The organism is Shimia fortis (assembly GCF_040225985.1).
Taxonomy (GTDB): Bacteria; Pseudomonadota; Alphaproteobacteria; order Rhodobacterales; family Rhodobacteraceae; genus Shimia.
The window spans coordinates 84,426-101,783 of record NZ_JBBPEU010000008.1 but is presented as its reverse complement, the minus strand read 5'-3'; the positions used below and the strand labels follow the sequence as shown (position 1 = coordinate 101,783).

General features: G+C 61.6%; 14 protein-coding genes. 6 read left to right on the top strand and 8 right to left on the bottom strand.

Going from position 1 to position 17,358, the window contains the following annotated elements; all coding sequences use genetic code 11:
- Positions 1 to 22: 22 nt before the first annotated feature.
- Complete coding sequence (locus WNE31_RS13090; RefSeq protein WP_349980257.1) at positions 23 to 922, bottom strand: DMT family transporter; 900 nt, start codon at positions 920 to 922, stop codon at positions 23 to 25.
- Between the two features lie 110 nt (positions 923 to 1,032).
- On the opposite strand from WNE31_RS13090, the gene WNE31_RS13085 reads away from it, so the two are divergent.
- Complete coding sequence (locus WNE31_RS13085; protein WP_349980256.1) at positions 1,033 to 2,661, top strand: AMP-binding protein; 1,629 nt, start codon at positions 1,033 to 1,035, stop codon at positions 2,659 to 2,661.
- Between the two features lie 125 nt (positions 2,662 to 2,786).
- Positions 2,787 to 3,797: a M48 family metalloprotease gene (locus WNE31_RS13080; protein ID WP_349980255.1), complete on the top strand. Its 1,011-nt coding sequence runs from the start codon at positions 2,787 to 2,789 to the stop codon at positions 3,795 to 3,797.
- A gap of 19 nt (positions 3,798 to 3,816) precedes the next feature.
- Here WNE31_RS13080 and WNE31_RS13075 read toward each other — a convergent pair whose 3' ends face one another.
- The 6 genes from WNE31_RS13075 to WNE31_RS13050 all read right to left on the bottom strand — a co-directional run bounded on the left by WNE31_RS13075 (position 3,817) and on the right by WNE31_RS13050 (position 9,878).
- A complete protein-coding gene (locus tag WNE31_RS13075; protein WP_349980254.1) occupies positions 3,817 to 5,274 on the bottom strand; it encodes an SPOR domain-containing protein in 1,458 nt (485 codons plus the stop codon).
- Positions 5,275 to 5,353: 79 nt separating this feature from the next.
- Positions 5,354 to 5,986: a uracil phosphoribosyltransferase gene (gene upp / locus WNE31_RS13070; RefSeq protein ID WP_349980357.1), complete on the bottom strand. Its 633-nt coding sequence runs from the start codon at positions 5,984 to 5,986 to the stop codon at positions 5,354 to 5,356.
- Complete coding sequence (locus WNE31_RS13065; RefSeq protein ID WP_349980253.1) at positions 5,983 to 6,969, bottom strand: adenosine deaminase; 987 nt, start codon at positions 6,967 to 6,969, stop codon at positions 5,983 to 5,985. The genes upp and WNE31_RS13065 overlap by 4 nt, the downstream gene beginning before the upstream one ends.
- Positions 6,966 to 8,177 carry a phosphopentomutase gene (locus WNE31_RS13060; protein WP_349980252.1) on the bottom strand — a complete coding sequence of 404 codons (1,212 nt, stop codon included), beginning with the start codon at positions 8,175 to 8,177 and terminating at the stop codon, positions 6,966 to 6,968. Before WNE31_RS13060 ends, WNE31_RS13065 begins: the two co-directional genes overlap by 4 nt.
- Positions 8,177 to 9,481, bottom strand: a complete 1,305-nt coding sequence (locus WNE31_RS13055; protein ID WP_349980251.1) for a thymidine phosphorylase — start codon at positions 9,479 to 9,481, stop codon at positions 8,177 to 8,179. The genes WNE31_RS13060 and WNE31_RS13055 overlap by 1 nt, the downstream gene beginning before the upstream one ends.
- A 4-nt stretch (positions 9,482 to 9,485) precedes the next feature.
- A complete protein-coding gene (locus tag WNE31_RS13050) occupies positions 9,486 to 9,878 on the bottom strand; it encodes a cytidine deaminase (RefSeq protein ID WP_349980250.1) in 393 nt (130 codons plus the stop codon).
- 203 nt (positions 9,879 to 10,081) lie between these two features.
- Here WNE31_RS13050 and WNE31_RS13045 point away from each other — a divergent pair, with 203 nt between their 5' ends.
- From WNE31_RS13045 to WNE31_RS13030, 4 genes are all read left to right on the top strand, one after another.
- The gene (locus WNE31_RS13045; RefSeq protein ID WP_349980249.1) at positions 10,082 to 12,361 is read left to right on the top strand and encodes an NADP-dependent malic enzyme; all 2,280 of its coding nucleotides are present in this window, start codon (positions 10,082 to 10,084) and stop codon (positions 12,359 to 12,361) included.
- 272 nt (positions 12,362 to 12,633) lie between these two features.
- Positions 12,634 to 14,526, top strand: a complete 1,893-nt coding sequence (prpE, locus tag WNE31_RS13040; RefSeq protein WP_349980248.1) for a propionate-CoA ligase PrpE — start codon at positions 12,634 to 12,636, stop codon at positions 14,524 to 14,526.
- Positions 14,527 to 14,712: 186 nt separating this feature from the next.
- Positions 14,713 to 15,189 carry a CIA30 family protein gene (locus WNE31_RS13035; RefSeq protein ID WP_349980247.1) on the top strand — a complete coding sequence of 159 codons (477 nt, stop codon included), beginning with the start codon at positions 14,713 to 14,715 and terminating at the stop codon, positions 15,187 to 15,189.
- 77 nt (positions 15,190 to 15,266) lie between these two features.
- The gene (locus tag WNE31_RS13030) at positions 15,267 to 16,496 is read left to right on the top strand and encodes an adenylate/guanylate cyclase domain-containing protein (protein ID WP_349980246.1); all 1,230 of its coding nucleotides are present in this window, start codon (positions 15,267 to 15,269) and stop codon (positions 16,494 to 16,496) included.
- 11 nt (positions 16,497 to 16,507) lie between these two features.
- Here WNE31_RS13030 and WNE31_RS13025 read toward each other — a convergent pair whose 3' ends face one another.
- Positions 16,508 to 17,269, bottom strand: a complete 762-nt coding sequence (locus tag WNE31_RS13025; protein ID WP_349980245.1) for an NAD kinase — start codon at positions 17,267 to 17,269, stop codon at positions 16,508 to 16,510.
- Positions 17,270 to 17,358: the final 89 nt, after the last annotated feature.

Here is a 17,358-nt window from a genome sequence, read left to right as displayed (position 1 = left end):
GGGGACAATCGTGAAAAAAACTTTAGCGCGAGCGCAGCGCGATCAGGATTCCGGAGGCTGAAATGAGGGCGATTCCAAAGGCCTGGAACAGGCTGAGGGACTGGCCGTAAAGCAGGAATGCAAAGCCAGGGCCAAAGATCATCACCGCATATTCGAACACGGCCACATTGGTGGGTTCGTCCAGCTGATAGGCGCGGATGATCAGGAATACACCGATCACCGAGCCCACCGCCTGGACGGCGGCCCAGGGCAACACGCCCCAAATATCCCATGTCCAGCCACGGGTCAGGAAATCAGTTGTGTCGGGACCCGTCACCACAGAAAGGACAGCCGACATGACAAGGCCAATCCCCCCCAGCACCAGCATGTTCGCCGCCAGAAGCGACAGCGCGCTTTCACCGGCGCACCAGCTGCGGGTGGCAATGGCCGAGATGGCATAGAAGAATCCCGCCAGCACCGGCATCACCATCGGCCAGCCGAACCCCGCACCGCCGGGCTGCAACACCATCAGGATGCCCGCAAACCCCATGAACACGGCCGCGATCCGCCACGGCCCGATGCGTTGTTTCATGACGACGATATTGATGAGCAGAACAAAAATCGGAGAGGTGAACATGCCTGCAAGGGCCTGTGCAATCGGCATGATGCCCAGCGACCCGAAATAGAGCATCATCGACATCGACAATACAGCCGCGCGACCGAAAACCGCACGCCAGTTTTTCGGTCGCAGTTGCCCCAAACCAATGGCCGCCATGGCGATCAACAATGGTGCCATCAGGGTCGAGCGCATAGCGTGGAACTGCCACAGGCCAACATGGTCGGCGATCACGGCGACGAAATTGTCGATCAACCCGATCAAAGCCATTGCCGACAGCATCGACACGGCCGCCTGCATCGGTCTGTTGTTGACGGAGTCGCTCATTTCTGCCCCTTATTGTCAGACAATTGTCATTGACGGATTTCTTATGCCACGCGATACGGGATATCTGTCGTAAAACCGACATGTGCCTAGGGAATCAAGGGAGGACTCTGATGGGCTGGATGGTTGATGAAACCGGGCTGGACAAATGCGCCGCCAACTTTGTGCCGTTGACACCCCTGTCGCATCTGCGGCGTGCGCGTGATGTGTTCCCCGACCACTTGGCCGTGGTCTATGGCAAACACCGCAAAACCTATGCCGAATATTATGAACGCTGCACACGCCTAGCCTCGGGCTTGGCACAGCTGGGTGTCCAGCCAGGCGACGTGGTTGCGACCCTGCTGCCCAACCTGCCTGCGCAGGCCGAGGCCCATTTCGGCGTGCCCGCCTGTGGCGCCGTTTTGAACACCATCAACATCCGCCTCGATGTCGATACCGTTGCCTATATCTTTGAACATGGCGGCGCCAAGGTCGTTCTGGTCGATCCCCAATTCCTTGAACTGGCCGAGGCAGCGATTGCACAGATGCCCGGCGACGGGCCGCAGATCATCGAGGTCGCCGACGATTTCGATGGTTGGCACGCATCGGGTAAATACACCGAGTACGAGGCACTTCTGGCCTCGGGCGATCGCGCGTTTGACTGGATCATGCCCGAGGATGAATGGGAGTCCCTTGCGCTGAACTATACGTCCGGCACCACCGGGCGCCCCAAGGGCGTGGTCTATCACCATAGAGGCGCTTACCTGATGACGATGGGTACCGTGGTCAGTTGGCGCATGGTACTGCACCCGGTCTACATGGCGATTGTGCCCATGTTCCATTGCAACAACTGGAACCACACTTGGCTGATGCCGATGCTGGGCGGGACGCTGGTCTGCTGTCGCGATGTAACCGCGCAGAACATCTATAACGCGATCCACTATGACGGCGTGACACATTTTGGCGGGGCGCCAATCGTGTTGAACATGATCGTCAACGCGCTTGAGGAAGAACGCCGCACCTTTGACCACACGGTCGAGGTCTTTACCGCAGGCGCGCCCCCTGCCCCGGCCACGCTCGCCAAGATCGAGGATCTGGGGTTCAACGTCACGCAGGTCTATGGACTGACCGAGACCTATGGCCACGTGACCGAGTGCTATTGGAAAGGTGGCGACTGGAACGCGCTGGACAAACCCGGCACCGCCGCGATCAAGGCCCGGCAAGGCGTGGCCATGCCGATGATGGAACATATCACCGTTGTGGACGAAAACATGGATCAGGTGCCGATGGACGGCAACACCCAGGGCGAAATCGTCATTCGCGGGAACTCGGTCATGAAAGGGTATCTCAAGAACCCCGAGGCCACCGCCGAGGCGTTCAAGGGTGGGTATTTCCACTCGGGCGATATCGCGATCCAGCACCCCGACACCTATCTGCAAATCGCCGATCGCGCCAAAGACATCATCATCTCGGGAGGCGAGAACATCTCGTCCGTCGAGGTCGAGGGCGTTCTGATGGAGCACCCCGCCGTTTCGCTGGCGGCGGTTGTGGCGAAACCCGACGAAAAGTGGGGCGAAGTGCCCTGCGCCTTTGTCGAATTGCTGCCCGGGCAATCCGTGGAAGAGGCCGAGATCATCGCCTTTACCCGAAGCAAGCTGGCCGGGTTCAAGACGCCGAAAAAGGTTGTGTTCGAGGAACTGCCCAAGACATCCACGGGCAAGATCCAGAAATTCCAGCTGCGCAAGGTCGCAGCCGATCTCTGAAAGGCGGAGCACACCGTTTTGTCATGACCGGGCGGCAGCGTGATGCGTTGCCGCCCGCATTTTTCTTGTGCTAGTGTGGACAAAACCCAGAGGCAGAGCAGCCCGACCAGCCCCAGAGCAAACGCATGACGGCCCTAGAAAAATATCAACGCATTGAGGCGGCGGGCCTATGGAGAGCCTCGGCGCAAGACCAGCGGCGGGATGTCATCGTGTCGATCGGAGATGCGTCGCTGACCATCACGGATATGCGGGACAAGCCCCTTGCGCATTGGTCGCTGCCCGCCGTGCAGCGGATGAACCCCGGAGAACTTCCGGCACTCTATGCGCCGGATGGCGACCCGGATGAAACGCTCGAACTGCCCGCCGAAGAAACCGAGATGGTCGAGGCCATCGAAAAACTGCGCCGCGCGATCCGGCGGCGGGGCCCACGCCCCGGACGGCTGAGGATTGTGTCGCTTGCGGCCTCTGCCGTAGCGCTGACGGCGCTGGCGGTATTCTGGCTACCCGAGGCGCTGCGGTCGCATGCGATTGCGGTGGTGCCCGACAGCAAGCGCGCCGAGATCGGCGAAGACCTGTTGCGCCAGACCCAGCGTCTCACCGGGCCGCCCTGTGCTGATCCTCTCGCCCTGCCGTCGCTGACCGCTCTGGCCGAGCGTATGGAGGTATCACGCCTTGTAATCGTGCGTGCCGGTGTGCAAACCGCTCGCGCCCTGCCCGGGGGCACCATGCTGCTGAACCGGGCCATTGTGGAAGACTATGAAGACCCGGATGTCGCCGCCGGCTATATCATCGCCGAAAAGGTCAGCGCCGCCCAATATGACCCTCTGCGCCGGTTACTGGATTCATCCTCTCTTTTGACGAGTTTCCGGCTGTTGACCACGGGCGGCGTGCCCACCGATACGCTGCGCGATTTTGCAGAAGAGAGCATCGCCGATCCTACCGCCGCACCACCAATCGACCTGATGCTGGCGGGGTTCGAAACCTACAAGGTCAGGACCAGCCCCTATGCCTATGCGGTCGACCCCTCGGGCGAAAATACGCTGGAACTGATCGAGGCGGACCCATTTGTCACGAGCCCCGACCCTGTGCTGAGTGATGGGGAATGGGTTGCGCTACAGGGGATTTGCGGGGGCTGAAGACCCCCGCTTCCTATCTTTAGCGGATTACGGCGCGGGCATAGCCCGCCCCTTTGGCCTTGGCGAGCGCCGCCTGCGACTCTGCGGGCGAGGCATAGGGCCCCACCAGAACCATGCGACGTTCCTGACCCGAGCGGCTGTAGACGCCGATCTTAGCTGGCAGGCCTAGGTTGAGCATCTGCCGCGCGGCGGATTGGGCTGCGGCGGCGTTGCTGTAGGTTTCGACATGCACATAGGTGCTGGCGTTCAGGTTCAGCTTTTTCTGAGCCGGAGCGCTGCGCGTGGACACGACTGGGGCGGTGGTGTTCACGGTGCTGTTGCGGGTCGAAACCACCGGTGCTGGGGTCGCGGCGGAAGGTGTTGACCGCGTCGACACGACATAGGTTTCACCCGTACGGCGGTTGATCATCTTGCGAGGTACTGTGCGTTCAAACAGCTGGTCCGTCGCGGCAATGCCGGCAAAAGTCATCTCGGCGCGATGCGGGTTTAGGCGGTCATCGTCAAAAGCGCGGCGGTATCCCGGCGGAATTTGGCGGGCCATCTCGACCGGGCCGCGTTGTTCATAGACATGACGGGGCACCACGCGGACATTCGAGGCCACCTGCCCTTCCTGCACGACTGTGCCGCGCGCTGGACCTGCCGATGCGGTGGCGACGGTTGCGGGGCTGTGGCGCAGCGAGGCCCCCTGACGACGATAGATGATCTTGGGCGGGTTGGCCGTGGGTTTGCCCGTGCCAGGGGTATAGGGCAGCTCTTGCTGCGGCCCGCAACGCACCTGCCGACCATTGTAGGTCTGGTTGCACCCTGAAGGCCGCACGGTCTGGTTGAGGGTCCGGCGGGTGGTGGTCGGTTTGGTCGTCGTGGTGACGGGTGCCGGTTTAGGAGCCGCGGTCGTGGTTGTTGTGGGTTTCGGCTTGGGTTTGGTCGCGGGCTGGATCACCGTGACAGGGGCCGGTTTAGGTGAGACGGTTGTCGTTCTGGTGGTCGTTTTCGTGGTGGTCGTGGGCTTGGCCGCCGTGGTGGTGGTCGGGGCCGGTTTCGGCTTGGCCACGGGTTTGGGAGCCGGTTTCGGCGCTGCAGTGGTGGTCGCGGTCGTGGCGGCGGGTTTGCTGGGCTGGGTGGTCGGCCCGAACAGACCCGGCTGACCAGTGGGTTTGGCCGCAGGCTGGATCACAACCGTGTTCTTGTCGATCTTGGCCGCCGACGAGGTGCTGCGCGACGGGTTGTCCAAGGTGGGCTTGTAGCCGCAGATCACCTTGCGGTCGCGGGTCATGCGCGGCACCCATGTGACGTTGCCGTCCACACCTGCGCGCACATAGACACAGCCCTTGCTGTCCACGTACTGTTTGCCCTTGTAAGACGCAGGCGGGAATTCGTTCGGCGTCTCGACATTGCTCAGGGATTGTGCCTTGACGGCTGCGCCCAATCCCAAAGACGCCGCGATCACGCAGACCGCGAGTGCTCTGGTCGTTTTCATTTTGCCCCCACAAGATGTAGGGGCAAGTCTAGACGCAAAACTCTATATGAGTAAACACTCCATAGAAGTTTTGTAACATCTATTTTGTGCCGAACATACGATCCCCGGCATCTCCGAGGCCCGGCATGATATAGCCTTTCTCGTTCAGACGCTCGTCCAGAGAGGCTGTGACGATGGGCACATCGGGATGCGCTTCCTTCATGCGAGCAACGCCTTCGGGGGCGGCCAGCAGGCAGAGAAAGCGGATATCCTTGGCGCCCTGCTGCTTCAGCAGGTCAATGGCGGCTGCCGAGGAATTGCCGGTGGCCAGCATGGGGTCCACCGCAATCACCAGACGTTCGTCCAGCTCGGACGGCGCCTTGAAATAATACTGCACGGGTTCCAGCGTTTCCTCGTCGCGGTACAGCCCCACAAACCCGACGCGCGCCGAGGGGATAAGCTCCAGCATACCGTCCAGCAGGCCATTGCCCGCCCGCAGGATCGACACCAGCGCCAGCTTGCGCCCTGCCAGCGCGGGGGCCTGCATGGTCTGCATCGGGGTTTCGATTTCCTTCGTGGTCATCGGCAGTTCACGCGTCACCTCGTATGCCAGCAATTGGCTGATCTCGCGCAACAGGCGACGGAATTCGGCGGTCGAGGTCTCGCGTTTGCGCATTAGGGTCAGCTTGTGCTGCACAAGCGGGTGATCGACAACGGTCAGATGGTCCATCAGGAAGTCTCCAGTAGTTTCAGTATCCGCGCCTTGGTGTCCGCATCACAGAATGCGGCCTCGGCGGCGGTTTGGTTCAGGGCGCGAAAATCACTGTCCTGCCAGCCAAAGGTCTGGTGCAACATGTCATATTCGCGCTGCATCGTGGTATGGAAAAACGGCGGATCGTCGGTAGAAACGGTCACGCGCACGCCCGCATCGCGCAGGCGCTGGATCGGGTGGTCTTTCAGAGACGGGTAGAGCCCCAGCGCCACGTTGGATCCGGGACAGACCTCAAGCGTGACCTGTCGCGCCACCAGTTCGGCGACAAGCGCCCGGTCCTCAATCGCACGCACGCCGTGGCCGATCCGTTCGACATTCAAGTCCCGGATCGCCTCCCAAACACTCTCTGGGCCGCCGAACTCTCCGGCATGGGTGGTCAGGCGCAAGCCCGCCTCGCGGGCCATGTCAAACGCATAGGCAAAATCGCCTTGGTGGCCCCTGGTTTCATCGCCGCCCATGCCCAGCCCGACAACCCAGTCGCCTGCGGTCTCGGCCGCGCATAGCGCGGTGCGTTTGGCCTGCTCGGGTCCAAAATGGCGCACAGGCGTAACGATGCCCCGCAGGGTGATGCCAAACTCTGCCTCGGCGCGGCTGGCCGTTTCCTGGATGGCATGCAGATATTCGCGCCAAGCGGCCACATCGCCGCCGCCACAGAAATCAGGTGACAGGAAGCTTTCGCAATATACCACGCCCTGCTCGGCGCTGTGTTCAAGGATCGCACGGGTCAGACGGGCAAAATCCTCGGGCGTCTGCAAGACGCTGCTGGCGGCCTCGTAGACCTGAAGGAAATGTTGGAAATCACGAAACACATAGCTGCCGTCCTCGGCGAAAATGCGGCTGAGGTCGATCTTTTTCTCAAACGCCAACTGCCGGATCAGCGCGGGTGGCGCCGCCCCTTCCAGATGCAGGTGCAGTTCGACTTTGGGCAGGTCGCGCACGGTCACAGAAAGCTCCTTCCCGGCCCGCGGACCGGCACATCCAGATGCGCGGCCACGCTGGCCGCCACATCTACAAATTCAACAAGACCCGCCGCGCGGGCACCGACCCCGGCGCAAAGAACGGGCACACGTTCGCGGGTGTGGTCCGTCCCGCGCCAGCTTGGGTCATTGCCATGGTCTGCAGTCAGCAACAAGAGGTCATCGGGGCGAAGCGCCCCCACCACCTGCCCGATTTCACGGTCGAACCATTCCAGCGCCCGCGCATAGCCGGAAATATCGCGGCGGTGGCCATAAAGGCTGTCAAACTCGACAAAGTTTGCAAAGGTCAGACTGCCGTTCTCGGCGTCCCTTACCAATTTCTGCAAAACCTGCATCAGCTCGGCATCGGTGCCCTTCACGCAATCGTCGATCCCCGCCATCGAAAAAATATCGCCAATCTTGCCCACGCCATGCACTTTACGCCCCGCCTCTTGCACCCAGTTGCTCAGGATCGGCGCGGGCGGCGCAATGGCATAGTCGCGCCGGTTCTTTGTACGGGTGAAACCCTGTTCCAGCGAGCCGACAAAGGGGCGCGCGATCACCCGCCCGACCTTCATGTCGTGCAAAACAGGGGCAAGGCGCGCGCAGAGGTCCAGAAGCCGGTCGAGTCCGAAAGTGTCTTCATGGGCCGCGATCTGGAACACGCTGTCGGCGCTGGTATAGCAGATCGGCCAACCGGTGCGGATGTGTTCGGCCCCGTGATCTGCGATTACGGTCGTGCCCGAGGCATGGCAATTGCCCAAGATACCGTCGGTACCCGCAATGTTGCAGACCCGCTCAACTAGTTCCGGTGGGAATGCCGGAACAGTGTCGGGGAAATATCCCCATTCCCACGGCACCGGCACTCCGGCCAGCTCCCAGTGGCCAGACGGCGTATCCTTGCCCAGACTGCGTTCGGTGGCCGCGCCCCAGACGCCTTGGGGCGTGGCGTTCAGACCCGGCGTCGCAGCGCCGCTGGCCAGCCGGATCGACGCCCCAAGCCCGAGTCCGTCAAGGTTCGGCACATGCAACGGCCCGCTGCGCCCCTCTTCTGCGTGCCCTTCGGCACAGGCCTGTGCGATATGGGCAAGGGTGTTGGCCCCGGTGTCTGGCACGGTGCCGTTGAAAAACCGGTCCGCATCAGGCGCGCCGCCGCAACCGACGGAATCCATCACGACCAGAAACGCGCGCGCCATCAGCGGATCCTTTCATACACAAGCGGCGGGATGTCCGGCGTATCCGACGCGATGCGGATTGCGCGCTGCACGACCTCGCCCGCGCGGCGAGCCGCATCTTCGCGGGCAGCGTGGACACGCAATAGGGGCTGGCCCCGTACAACCTTCTGGCCCAATGCGACCGCCTCTGAGAACCCGACCGCAGGGTCCACCGTGTCACTTTCAACCTGTCGACCGCCGCCCAGCGCCACAACGGCCAGTCCCAACGCCTCGCCGTCGATCTCGGCCACGTAGCCATCCCCGGCAGCAGGCACTTCATGAATCACGGGCGCCTCGGGCAGATAGCGTTGCCAGTTTTCGGCAAACCGCACCGGCCCGCCCATCGCCGCGACCATCGTGCCAAACCGATCCGCCGCCCGGCCACTGTCCAGCGCGGATTGCATCGCGTCGATGCCAGCCTCCAACCCTTCGGCCAGTCCGGCATTCGCCAGCAACAGCCCGCCAAGTGCCGTACTCAGGTCAGCCAGCGCGCCACCCTTGCCATTGCACAAGACCTCCATGCATTCGGCCACTTCCAGCGCGTTGCCTAAGGCCGGGGCAAGGGGCTGGTTCATATCGGTGATCAGCGCACTTGTCGGGCAGCCCGCAAGATTGGCGGTGTCGACCAGTGAGAGCGCCAGCGCGCGCGCCTCGTCCGGGGTTTTCATGAACGCACCCGACCCAACCTTTACATCCAGCACCAGCCCCTCCAAGCCGGCGGCCAATTTCTTGGACAGGATCGACGCGGTGATCAGGTCGAGGCTTTCGACCGTGCCGGTCACATCGCGGATGGCATAAAGACGTTTATCCGCAGGGGCGATCTCGGTGCTGGCGCTGACGATTGCGCACCCGGCGGTATCGACCACGTGGCGGAACTGCGCCTCGTCCATGGCCGTAACCAGACCCGGGATCGCCTCCATCTTGTCCAGCGTCCCGCCGGTATGGCCCAGGCCGCGCCCCGAGATCATCGGGACATAGGCCCCGCAAGCCGCCAGTGCAGGGGCCAGAACCAACGACACACAATCGCCCACGCCACCGGTTGAGTGTTTGTCGAGAACCGGCCCGTCACAGGTCCAATGCAGGGTCTGGCCGCTGTCGCGCATGGCCAGCGTCAGCGCAACGCGGGCCTCTTCGGACAACCCGTTGAGACAGACCGCCATGGCAAAGGCCCCGGCCTGCGCATCCGACACAACGCCGTCGGCCAGGCCGTTTGCAAACCATTCCAGCGCCGCGTGATCGGGCGTTTCCCCACGGCGCAACGCCGCTATGACAGACCGCGCATCCACGGGCTCAGGTGTTTTCCATGTGGTGTTCGCCAAAGGCACCGGGCATCAGGTCGGCAAGGGTCATTTTCTCTTCGGTGCCATCAAGATTGGCCATGGTCACAACCACATCGCCGGTGCCGAACTCGGCCAGTTTCTGGCGACACCCACCACAGGGGCTGACTGGATGCGGGCTGTCGGCCACGACATAGACCTCGGTCAGGCGGGTTTCGCCATCGGCGATCATGGCTGCAATGGCGCCGGCCTCGGCGCAGGTACCTTCGGGATAGGCCACGTTTTCGACGTTGCAACCGACATAGACGGTGCCATTGGCGGCCCGGATCGCGGCCCCGACCTTGAAATTCGAATAGGGCGCATAGGCGTTTTCCCGCACGGACAGCGCCGCCTTGTTCAAACTCATGGAAGCTCTCCCTTGAATGGACGCGCCATCTCCCTTTCAATCGGAAGGATGTGGCGACGGTTGTTCTGTTGTGATCTTGTCGTGCGAGACTGAGGCTTGTCGTCGCGTTTTGCAAGAGGGGTGCCCTTGGGTCAATTCCAGCTATTCCCTTCCCGAAAAAAATAGTTTAACGCTAAACCAACCTCGCAAACCAAGGTCATACCATGTCTGATACGTCCAAACAGACGCTGCGCGAAGCAGCCCTTTTCTATCATGAAAACCCCAAACCCGGTAAACTCGAGATCCGCGCGACCAAGCCGCTGGCCAATGGGCGCGACCTCAGCCGCGCCTATTCTCCGGGCGTCGCGGAAGCCTGTATCGAGATCAAGGAAGATGAAACCAACGCGTCGCGCTATACCGCGCGGGGCAACCTTGTGGCGGTAGTGTCGAACGGCTCGGCGGTTCTGGGTCTTGGCAATATCGGGGCGCTGGCCTCGAAACCGGTGATGGAGGGCAAAGCCGTTCTGTTCAAGAAATTCGCCAATATCGACTGTTTCGATATCGAGGTGGATGAAAGCGACCCCGAGAAGCTGGCCGATATCGTCTGTGCGCTTGGCCCGACCTTCGGCGCGATCAACCTCGAGGACATCAAGGCCCCCGACTGTTTCATCGTCGAAAAGCTGTGCCGCGAACGGATGAACATTCCGGTCTTCCACGACGACCAGCACGGGACCGCGATTGTTGTAGGTGCGGCCGCGACAAATGCACTGCGGGTGGCCGGCAAAAGATTCGAGGACATCAAGATCGTTTCAACCGGCGGGGGCGCAGCGGGGATTGCCTGCCTTAACATGCTGCTGAAGTTGGGCGTCAAACGCGAGAACGTCTGGCTGTGTGACATTCAGGGCGTGGTCCACAAGGGCCGCTCCGAAGACATGACACCTCAGAAAGAAGAATACGCCCAGGACACCGACAAGCGCACGCTGGACGAAGTGATCGAAGGCGCGGACATGTTCCTCGGCCTGTCGGGTCCCGGCGTTCTGAAGCCCGAGATGGTTGCCAAGATGACCAGCCAGCCGATCATCTTTGCACTTGCCAACCCGACACCAGAGATCATGCCGGATGAAGCCCGTGCCGTGGCCCCAGATGCGATCATGGCCACCGGGCGCAGCGATTTCCCGAACCAGGTGAACAACGTGCTGTGCTTCCCATTCATCTTCCGTGGCGCGCTGGATGTGGGCGCGACCGAGATCAACGACGCCATGCAACTGGCCTGTATCGACGGGATCGCAGAACTGGCGCGCGCCACGACCAGCGCCGAAGCCGCCGCCGCCTACAAGGATGAACAACTGACCTTCGGGCGGGATTACCTGATCCCCAAGGCGTTTGATCCGCGCCTTGTCGGGGTTGTCTCTGCCGCCGTCGCCAAGGCTGCCATGGAAAGCGGCGTGGCCACCCGCCACATCGACGATCTGGACGCCTATGTGCAGCGCCTGAACCAGTCGGTGTTCAAATCCGCCCTGCTTATGCGGCCCGTCTTTGCCGCCGCGCGCGCGGCCAACCGGCGGATCGTGTTTGCCGAGGGCGAAGATGAACGCGTGTTGCGCACCGCGCAGGCCGTGCTCGAGGAAACCACCGAGACCCCGATCCTGATCGGTCGCCCCGAGGTGATGGAAACACGCTGCGAACGCTTTGGCCTGAACGTACGTCCCGGCGAACATTTCGAAGTGGTGAACCCGGAAAACGACCCGCGCTATCGCGACTACTGGACGTCCTATCACGAGATTATGCAGCGGCGCGGCGTCAGCCCCGATATCGCAAAAGCCATCATGCGCACCAATTCCACCGCGATTGGCGCCGTGGCCGTGCATCGCGGCGAGGCGGACAGCCTGATCTGTGGTACGTTTGGCGAATTCCGCTGGCACCTCAACTATGTCACGCAGGTGCTGGGCAATGACTCGCTCAGACCGCATGGCGCGCTATCCCTGATGATCCTTGAAGACGGGCCCCTGTTTATCGCCGATACGCATGTCTGGTCGCTGCCAACACCCACGCAACTGGCCGAAACGGTGATCGGGGCAGCCCGCCATGTGCGCCGTTTCGGGATCGAGCCGCGGATCGCGCTGTGTTCACAGTCGCAATTCGGCAACCAGGCCGAAGGATCCGGCAAACGCCTGCGCGAGGCGCTGGCGATTCTGGACAGTGAACCGCGCGATTTCGTCTATGAAGGGGAAATGAACGTCGACACGGCGCTTGACCCCGAGTTGCGCGACCGCATCTTCCCCAATTCGCGGATGGACGGGGCGGCCAATGTCCTGATCTTTGCCCATGCCGACGCGGCTTCTGGTGTGCGCAATATCCTCAAAATGCGGGCGGATGGCCTTGAGGTTGGACCGATCCTAATGGGCATGGGAAACAAGGCACATATCGTGACCCCCTCAATCACCGCACGTGGGCTCTTGAATATGGCCGCCATCGCGGGCACGCCGGTGACACATTACGGATAAGAGCGACGCGGCGGCGCCAAGCGAAAAAACCTTCCTGAGGGGCGCGAATCTCGCGCCCCTTTTATTTGCAATCTAAAAGTTTGCTAATTTGCAAAAAGCGGTAAATTTTCCAGTGAATGCGCGCTTATCTGCTGGTTTGCAAAAATTTGCACCCCTATTCGGGGGCAAGCTGCAAATTCTCCGCGATAATCTGACGCTACGTCGTGAAAACAGGTTGCCCGATCTCCCCCTGCTCTCGTAACTGTTTTGCAACGAGTTTGGAGGAGAATTCCATGACATATAAAGACGTGTACGAGGGCTGGAAAAAGGATCCGGAAGGATTCTGGATGGAAGCCGCCCAGGCCATCGACTGGGACCACGCCCCGAGCAAGGCACTGTTCGACAAGGGGGACAACCTTTACGAATGGTTTGCCGATGCCAAGGTCAATACCTGTTGGAATGCCGTTGACCGTCACGTCGAAGCGGGCCGTGGGGAACAGACCGCAATCATTTATGACTCACCCATCACCCACACCAAACGTGCGATTTCCTATATCGAGCTGCGCAACCGCGTCGCCTCACTGGCGGGCGCACTGCGTGCCAAGGGCGTGGAAAAGGGCGACCGCGTCATCATCTATATGCCGATGATCCCCGAGGCTCTTGAGGCGATGCTGGCCTGCGCCCGACTTGGTGCCGTGCACTCTGTGGTGTTCGGGGGCTTTGCCGCAAACGAACTGGCTGTGCGCATCGACGACGCGAAACCCAAGGCGATCATCGCCGCCTCTTGTGGTCTCGAACCCGGTCGTGTGGTGCACTACAAACCGCTGCTGGACGGCGCAATTGATCTGGCCGAACACAAGCCCGACTTTTGCGTCATCTTCCAGCGCGAACAGGAAGTCGCGCATCTGGAGGAAGGCCGCGACTATAACTGGCACGGGTTCCAGTACGGTGTGGAACCGGCGGAATGCGTCCCGGTCGAAGGCAACCACCCCGCCTATATCCTCTATACCTCGGGCACGACGGGCCAACCCAAGGGCGTGATCCGGCACACCGCCGGTCAGTTGGTCGCGCTGAACTGGACCATGAAAAACCTCTACAACGTCGATCCCGGCGATGTGTTCTGGGCCGCGTCGGACGTTGGTTGGGTCGTGGGGCATTCCTATATCTGCTATGGTCCGCTGATCCACGGCAACACCACCATCGTGTTCGAAGGCAAACCTGTCGGCACGCCAGACGCAGGCACCTTCTGGCGCGTGATTTCGGAACACAACGTCAAATCGTTCTTTACCGCGCCGACAGCCTTTCGCGCCGTGAAGCGCGAAGACCCGACCGGCGAATACGTCAAAAAATACGATCTCTCCTGCCTGAAGCAGGTCTATCTGGCCGGCGAGCGCGCCGACCCCGACACCATCGTCTGGGCGCAGGATCAGCTGCAGGTGCCGGTGGTCGACCACTGGTGGCAGACGGAAACCGGCTGGGCAATTGCCGCCAACCCGATCGGAATTGAAGAGCTGGAAACCAAGCTCGGTTCGCCTACCGTGCCGATGCCCGGCTACGAAGTGACCATTCTGGACGACGCGGGCCATCCGGTTGAGGCAGGCACGCTGGGCGCCATCGCCATCAAGCTGCCCCTGCCCCCGGGCACGTTGCCGAACCTGTGGAACGCGGAAGAGCGGTTCAAGAAATCTTACCTGTCGACCTTCCCCGGCTACTATGAAACCGGCGATGCGGGCATGATGGATGAAGACGGCTATGTCTATATCATGGCGCGGACCGATGACGTCATCAACGTCGCGGGCCACCGCCTGTCGACCGGCGCCATGGAAGAGGTGCTGGCCGGTCACCCTGAGGTCGCAGAATGCGCCGTGATCGGGGTTGCCGACAGTCTGAAAGGCCAGATGCCCGTGGGCTTCCTCTGCCTGAACGCTGGTGTCGACCGCGACCATGACGAAGTGGTCAAGGAAGTCGTGAAACTGGTGCGTGACAAGATCGGCCCCGTCGCCGCCTTCAAACTGGCCGTTGTCGTGGATCGCCTGCCCAAGACCCGCTCGGGCAAGATTCTGCGCGGCACCATGGTCAACATCGCGGATGGCACCGAGTGGAAGATGCCCGCCACCATCGACGATCCGGCCATTCTCGACGAGATCACCGAGGCGCTGCAAAGAATTGGTTATGCCAAAGGCTAAGCTCCCCTGATGCAAGACTGCAAAAGCCCCGCTTTCTGGCGGGGCTTTTTCGTTTGGCCAAGCCCGAGGTTTGAGGTCGCCCCTTTTCCCGCGTGTCCGGCGCCATATATTCAGGCCATGATACGTAAACTTGTTGCCGCCTTCGTCCTGACCGCCCTCACCCTGCCCGCGACTGCGGAGACTCCGATGCAAGACTACACCCCCCCGCCGCCATCCCAGTGGGAGTATCTGAGCGATCAGGTCATGGGTGGCGTCAGCACCGGCAGTTTTCGCGTCGAAGGTCAAGGCGACGCAGCCTTTGTTCACCTCACGGGTGATGTCAGCACGGAAAACAGGGGCGGATTCATCCAGGTCCGCACCCCGCTGACCACGCCCCTGCCCGAGACCACATCGGGTCTGATCCTGCGGGTGCGCGGCAACGCGACCCGCTATTTCGTGCACCTGCGTACCTCGGGCACGATGCTGCCGTGGCAGTATTATCAGGCGGGGTTTGACGTGACCGAAAGCTGGCAAGAGATCCGCATCCCGCTAAGCGCCTTTGAACCCTCGGGGCGCCTGTTACGCGGCACCCCAAAAGCGCAGAGCATTGAAAGCGTCGGTTTTGTGGCCTACGGACGCGACCATGAGGCCGATCTGTCCGCGCGCTGGATCGGCATTTACTAGGCACGCCTTGACGGGGCGGCGCGCGACAGCACACCATGTCACAATGCGCCATCCACATGGGCACCAAGGGAGGTCACGTGGCATATAGCAGACCCAGAGACGAGATCGCGGCCCTGTGCAACTGGGTCACCCATGCCGGCGTGGTGGGCACGCCTTTTGATGCGCTGATCGAGACGTTTTGCGAAAAACTGGTGTCTTCGGGCCTGCCGCTGTTGCGGGTGAACTTCAGCATGCGCGCGCAACATCCGACGGTGGGCGGCTTCGCCTATCGCTGGAAACGTCAGAGCGGGCTGCTGCACGAGGAATATGTCCGGGATTCCAATGTGCATTACGGCTGGGATACCAGCCCCCTGAAGGTGCTGGTCGAAAGCGACGAGACCGAGTTCCGCTATCGTATCACGCCCGATCGGCAACCGTTTCGGTTTCCCGTGATGGAGGAATTGATGCAACAGGGGGCGACGGACTATTTCGCCCAACAGCTGAGCTTTGCCGACCTTTCCCGCAATGACTATAACAATATTCAGGATCCCACGGCTGGCACGATGGGTCTCTTGGCGTCCTGGACCACCGACCGCCCCGAGGGTTTTCTTGAACAGGACATTCAAGACTTGCGCGCGGTGTTGCCCACACTGGGCCTCGCGCTCAAGTCGAATGCCAACTACCGTATGGCGCGGGATCTGTTGGGCGCGTATCTCGGCAGTGATGCCAGCAAACGCGTTATGTCCGGCGAGATCCTGCGCGGCACGACCGACCGGATGAGCGCGGTGATCCTGATGTTCGATCTCTCTGGCTTTACCCGCCTGTCGGAAACGATGCAGGGCGATGATCTTGTTACGATGCTGAATGATTATTATGGCATGGTGGTCGAACGGATCGAGGCGCGGGGCGGCAATGTGCTCAAGTTCATGGGCGACGGCCTGCTCGCAGTGTTTTCAGGCGAGAACGAGACCGAGGCCGGGGCCGATGCGCTGGATGTGATCGAGGCGATCCGCTCCGGCATGGAAGAGGTCAACACCCGCCGCAAGGCCGACGGGCTGCCCGTCACGGGATGCACCATGGCGCTGCATGCGGGGGATGTGTCTTATGGTAATATCGGCGGGCGCAACCGTCTGGATTTCACCGTGATCGGGCCCGCCGTCAACACGACTGCGCGCCTCTCGGGCATGTGCGCCCATGTGGACCAGCCCATCGTGATCTCAGCCCGCGTCGCGGCCCCGCATCTGCTGGCGCGCCCCGCTCTGGTGTCGCTGGGCCAATACCGTCTGCGCGGCGTGGCCGAGCGGCTGGAGCTGTTTACGCTGGATTAGGCGCAGCAGGGTCAGACAAACTGTTCGCGGATCAGGCGCTCTTCCAGGCCGTGGCCCGGGTCAAAAAGGATGCGGTGGTTGATCGCCGGTTCCGAGCGGATTTCCACCACCGCGACATTGTTCACCGAACGGCTGTCGGCATCCGCCATCACAGGGCGTTTTTCGGGGTCTTGCACCTCGAAGCGGACCACGGCGGATTTCGGCACCAGGGCACCCCGCCAGCGGCGCGGGCGAAACGGTGCAATCGCCGTGAGCGCCAGAACATCCGACCCGATCGGCAGGATCGGACCATGGGCCGAATAGTTATAGGCGGTTGACCCGGCAGGCGTCGCGATCAGGGCGCCGTCACAGACCAGTTCATCCAGACGCAGACGGCCATCAATGGTGATCCGCAGTTTCGCGGCCTGAGGCCCCGCCCGCAACACCGAGACCTCGTTGATCGCCAATGCTTCGTGCACGGTGTCGTCCAGACAGGTCGCCCGCATCGACAGGGGGTTGATAACCTCTTCCTCGGCCGCGTTCAGCCGTTCGCGCAGGTCGCTTTCGCTGTAAGCGTTCATCAGGAATCCGACCGTGCCCCGGTTCATGCCATAGACCGGGGTATCAAGGCTCTGGGTCCCGTGCAGGGTCTGCAACATGAACCCATCCCCCCCCAGCGCCACGATCACGTCAGAGTCTTCCGGGGCACAATTGCCGTAACGGCTGACCAAAGCTGCCCGCGCGGTTTGCGCCACAGGCGCATCGCTGGCAAGAAAAGCGATTCTTTCTGGCATGGGTCGCCTCGAATTCCTGTTTCCAATCCCCTAAACCGTGTTTCCTATTGAAACACTTGTCCACCCTCTGCGTCATCATCGCCGCAATG

Bases quoted from the DNA above. Each gene is read 5' to 3' on its own strand.
- WNE31_RS13090 (WP_349980257.1), bottom strand. From the start codon at position 922: ATGAGCGACTCCGTCAACAACAGACCGATGCAGGCGGCCGTGTCGATG.
- WNE31_RS13085 (WP_349980256.1), top strand. From the start codon at position 1,033: ATGGGCTGGATGGTTGATGAAACCGGGCTGGACAAATGCGCCGCCAAC.
- WNE31_RS13080 (WP_349980255.1), top strand. From the start codon at position 2,787: ATGACGGCCCTAGAAAAATATCAACGCATTGAGGCGGCGGGCCTATGG.
- WNE31_RS13075 (WP_349980254.1), bottom strand. From the start codon at position 5,274: ATGAAAACGACCAGAGCACTCGCGGTCTGCGTGATCGCGGCGTCTTTG.
- WNE31_RS13060 (WP_349980252.1), bottom strand. From the start codon at position 8,177: ATGGCGCGCGCGTTTCTGGTCGTGATGGATTCCGTCGGTTGCGGCGGC.
- WNE31_RS13050 (WP_349980250.1), bottom strand. From the start codon at position 9,878: ATGAGTTTGAACAAGGCGGCGCTGTCCGTGCGGGAAAACGCCTATGCG.
- WNE31_RS13045 (WP_349980249.1), top strand. From the start codon at position 10,082: ATGTCTGATACGTCCAAACAGACGCTGCGCGAAGCAGCCCTTTTCTAT.
- prpE (WP_349980248.1), top strand. From the start codon at position 12,634: ATGACATATAAAGACGTGTACGAGGGCTGGAAAAAGGATCCGGAAGGA.
- WNE31_RS13035 (WP_349980247.1), top strand. From the start codon at position 14,713: ATGCAAGACTACACCCCCCCGCCGCCATCCCAGTGGGAGTATCTGAGC.
- WNE31_RS13025 (WP_349980245.1), bottom strand. From the start codon at position 17,269: ATGCCAGAAAGAATCGCTTTTCTTGCCAGCGATGCGCCTGTGGCGCAA.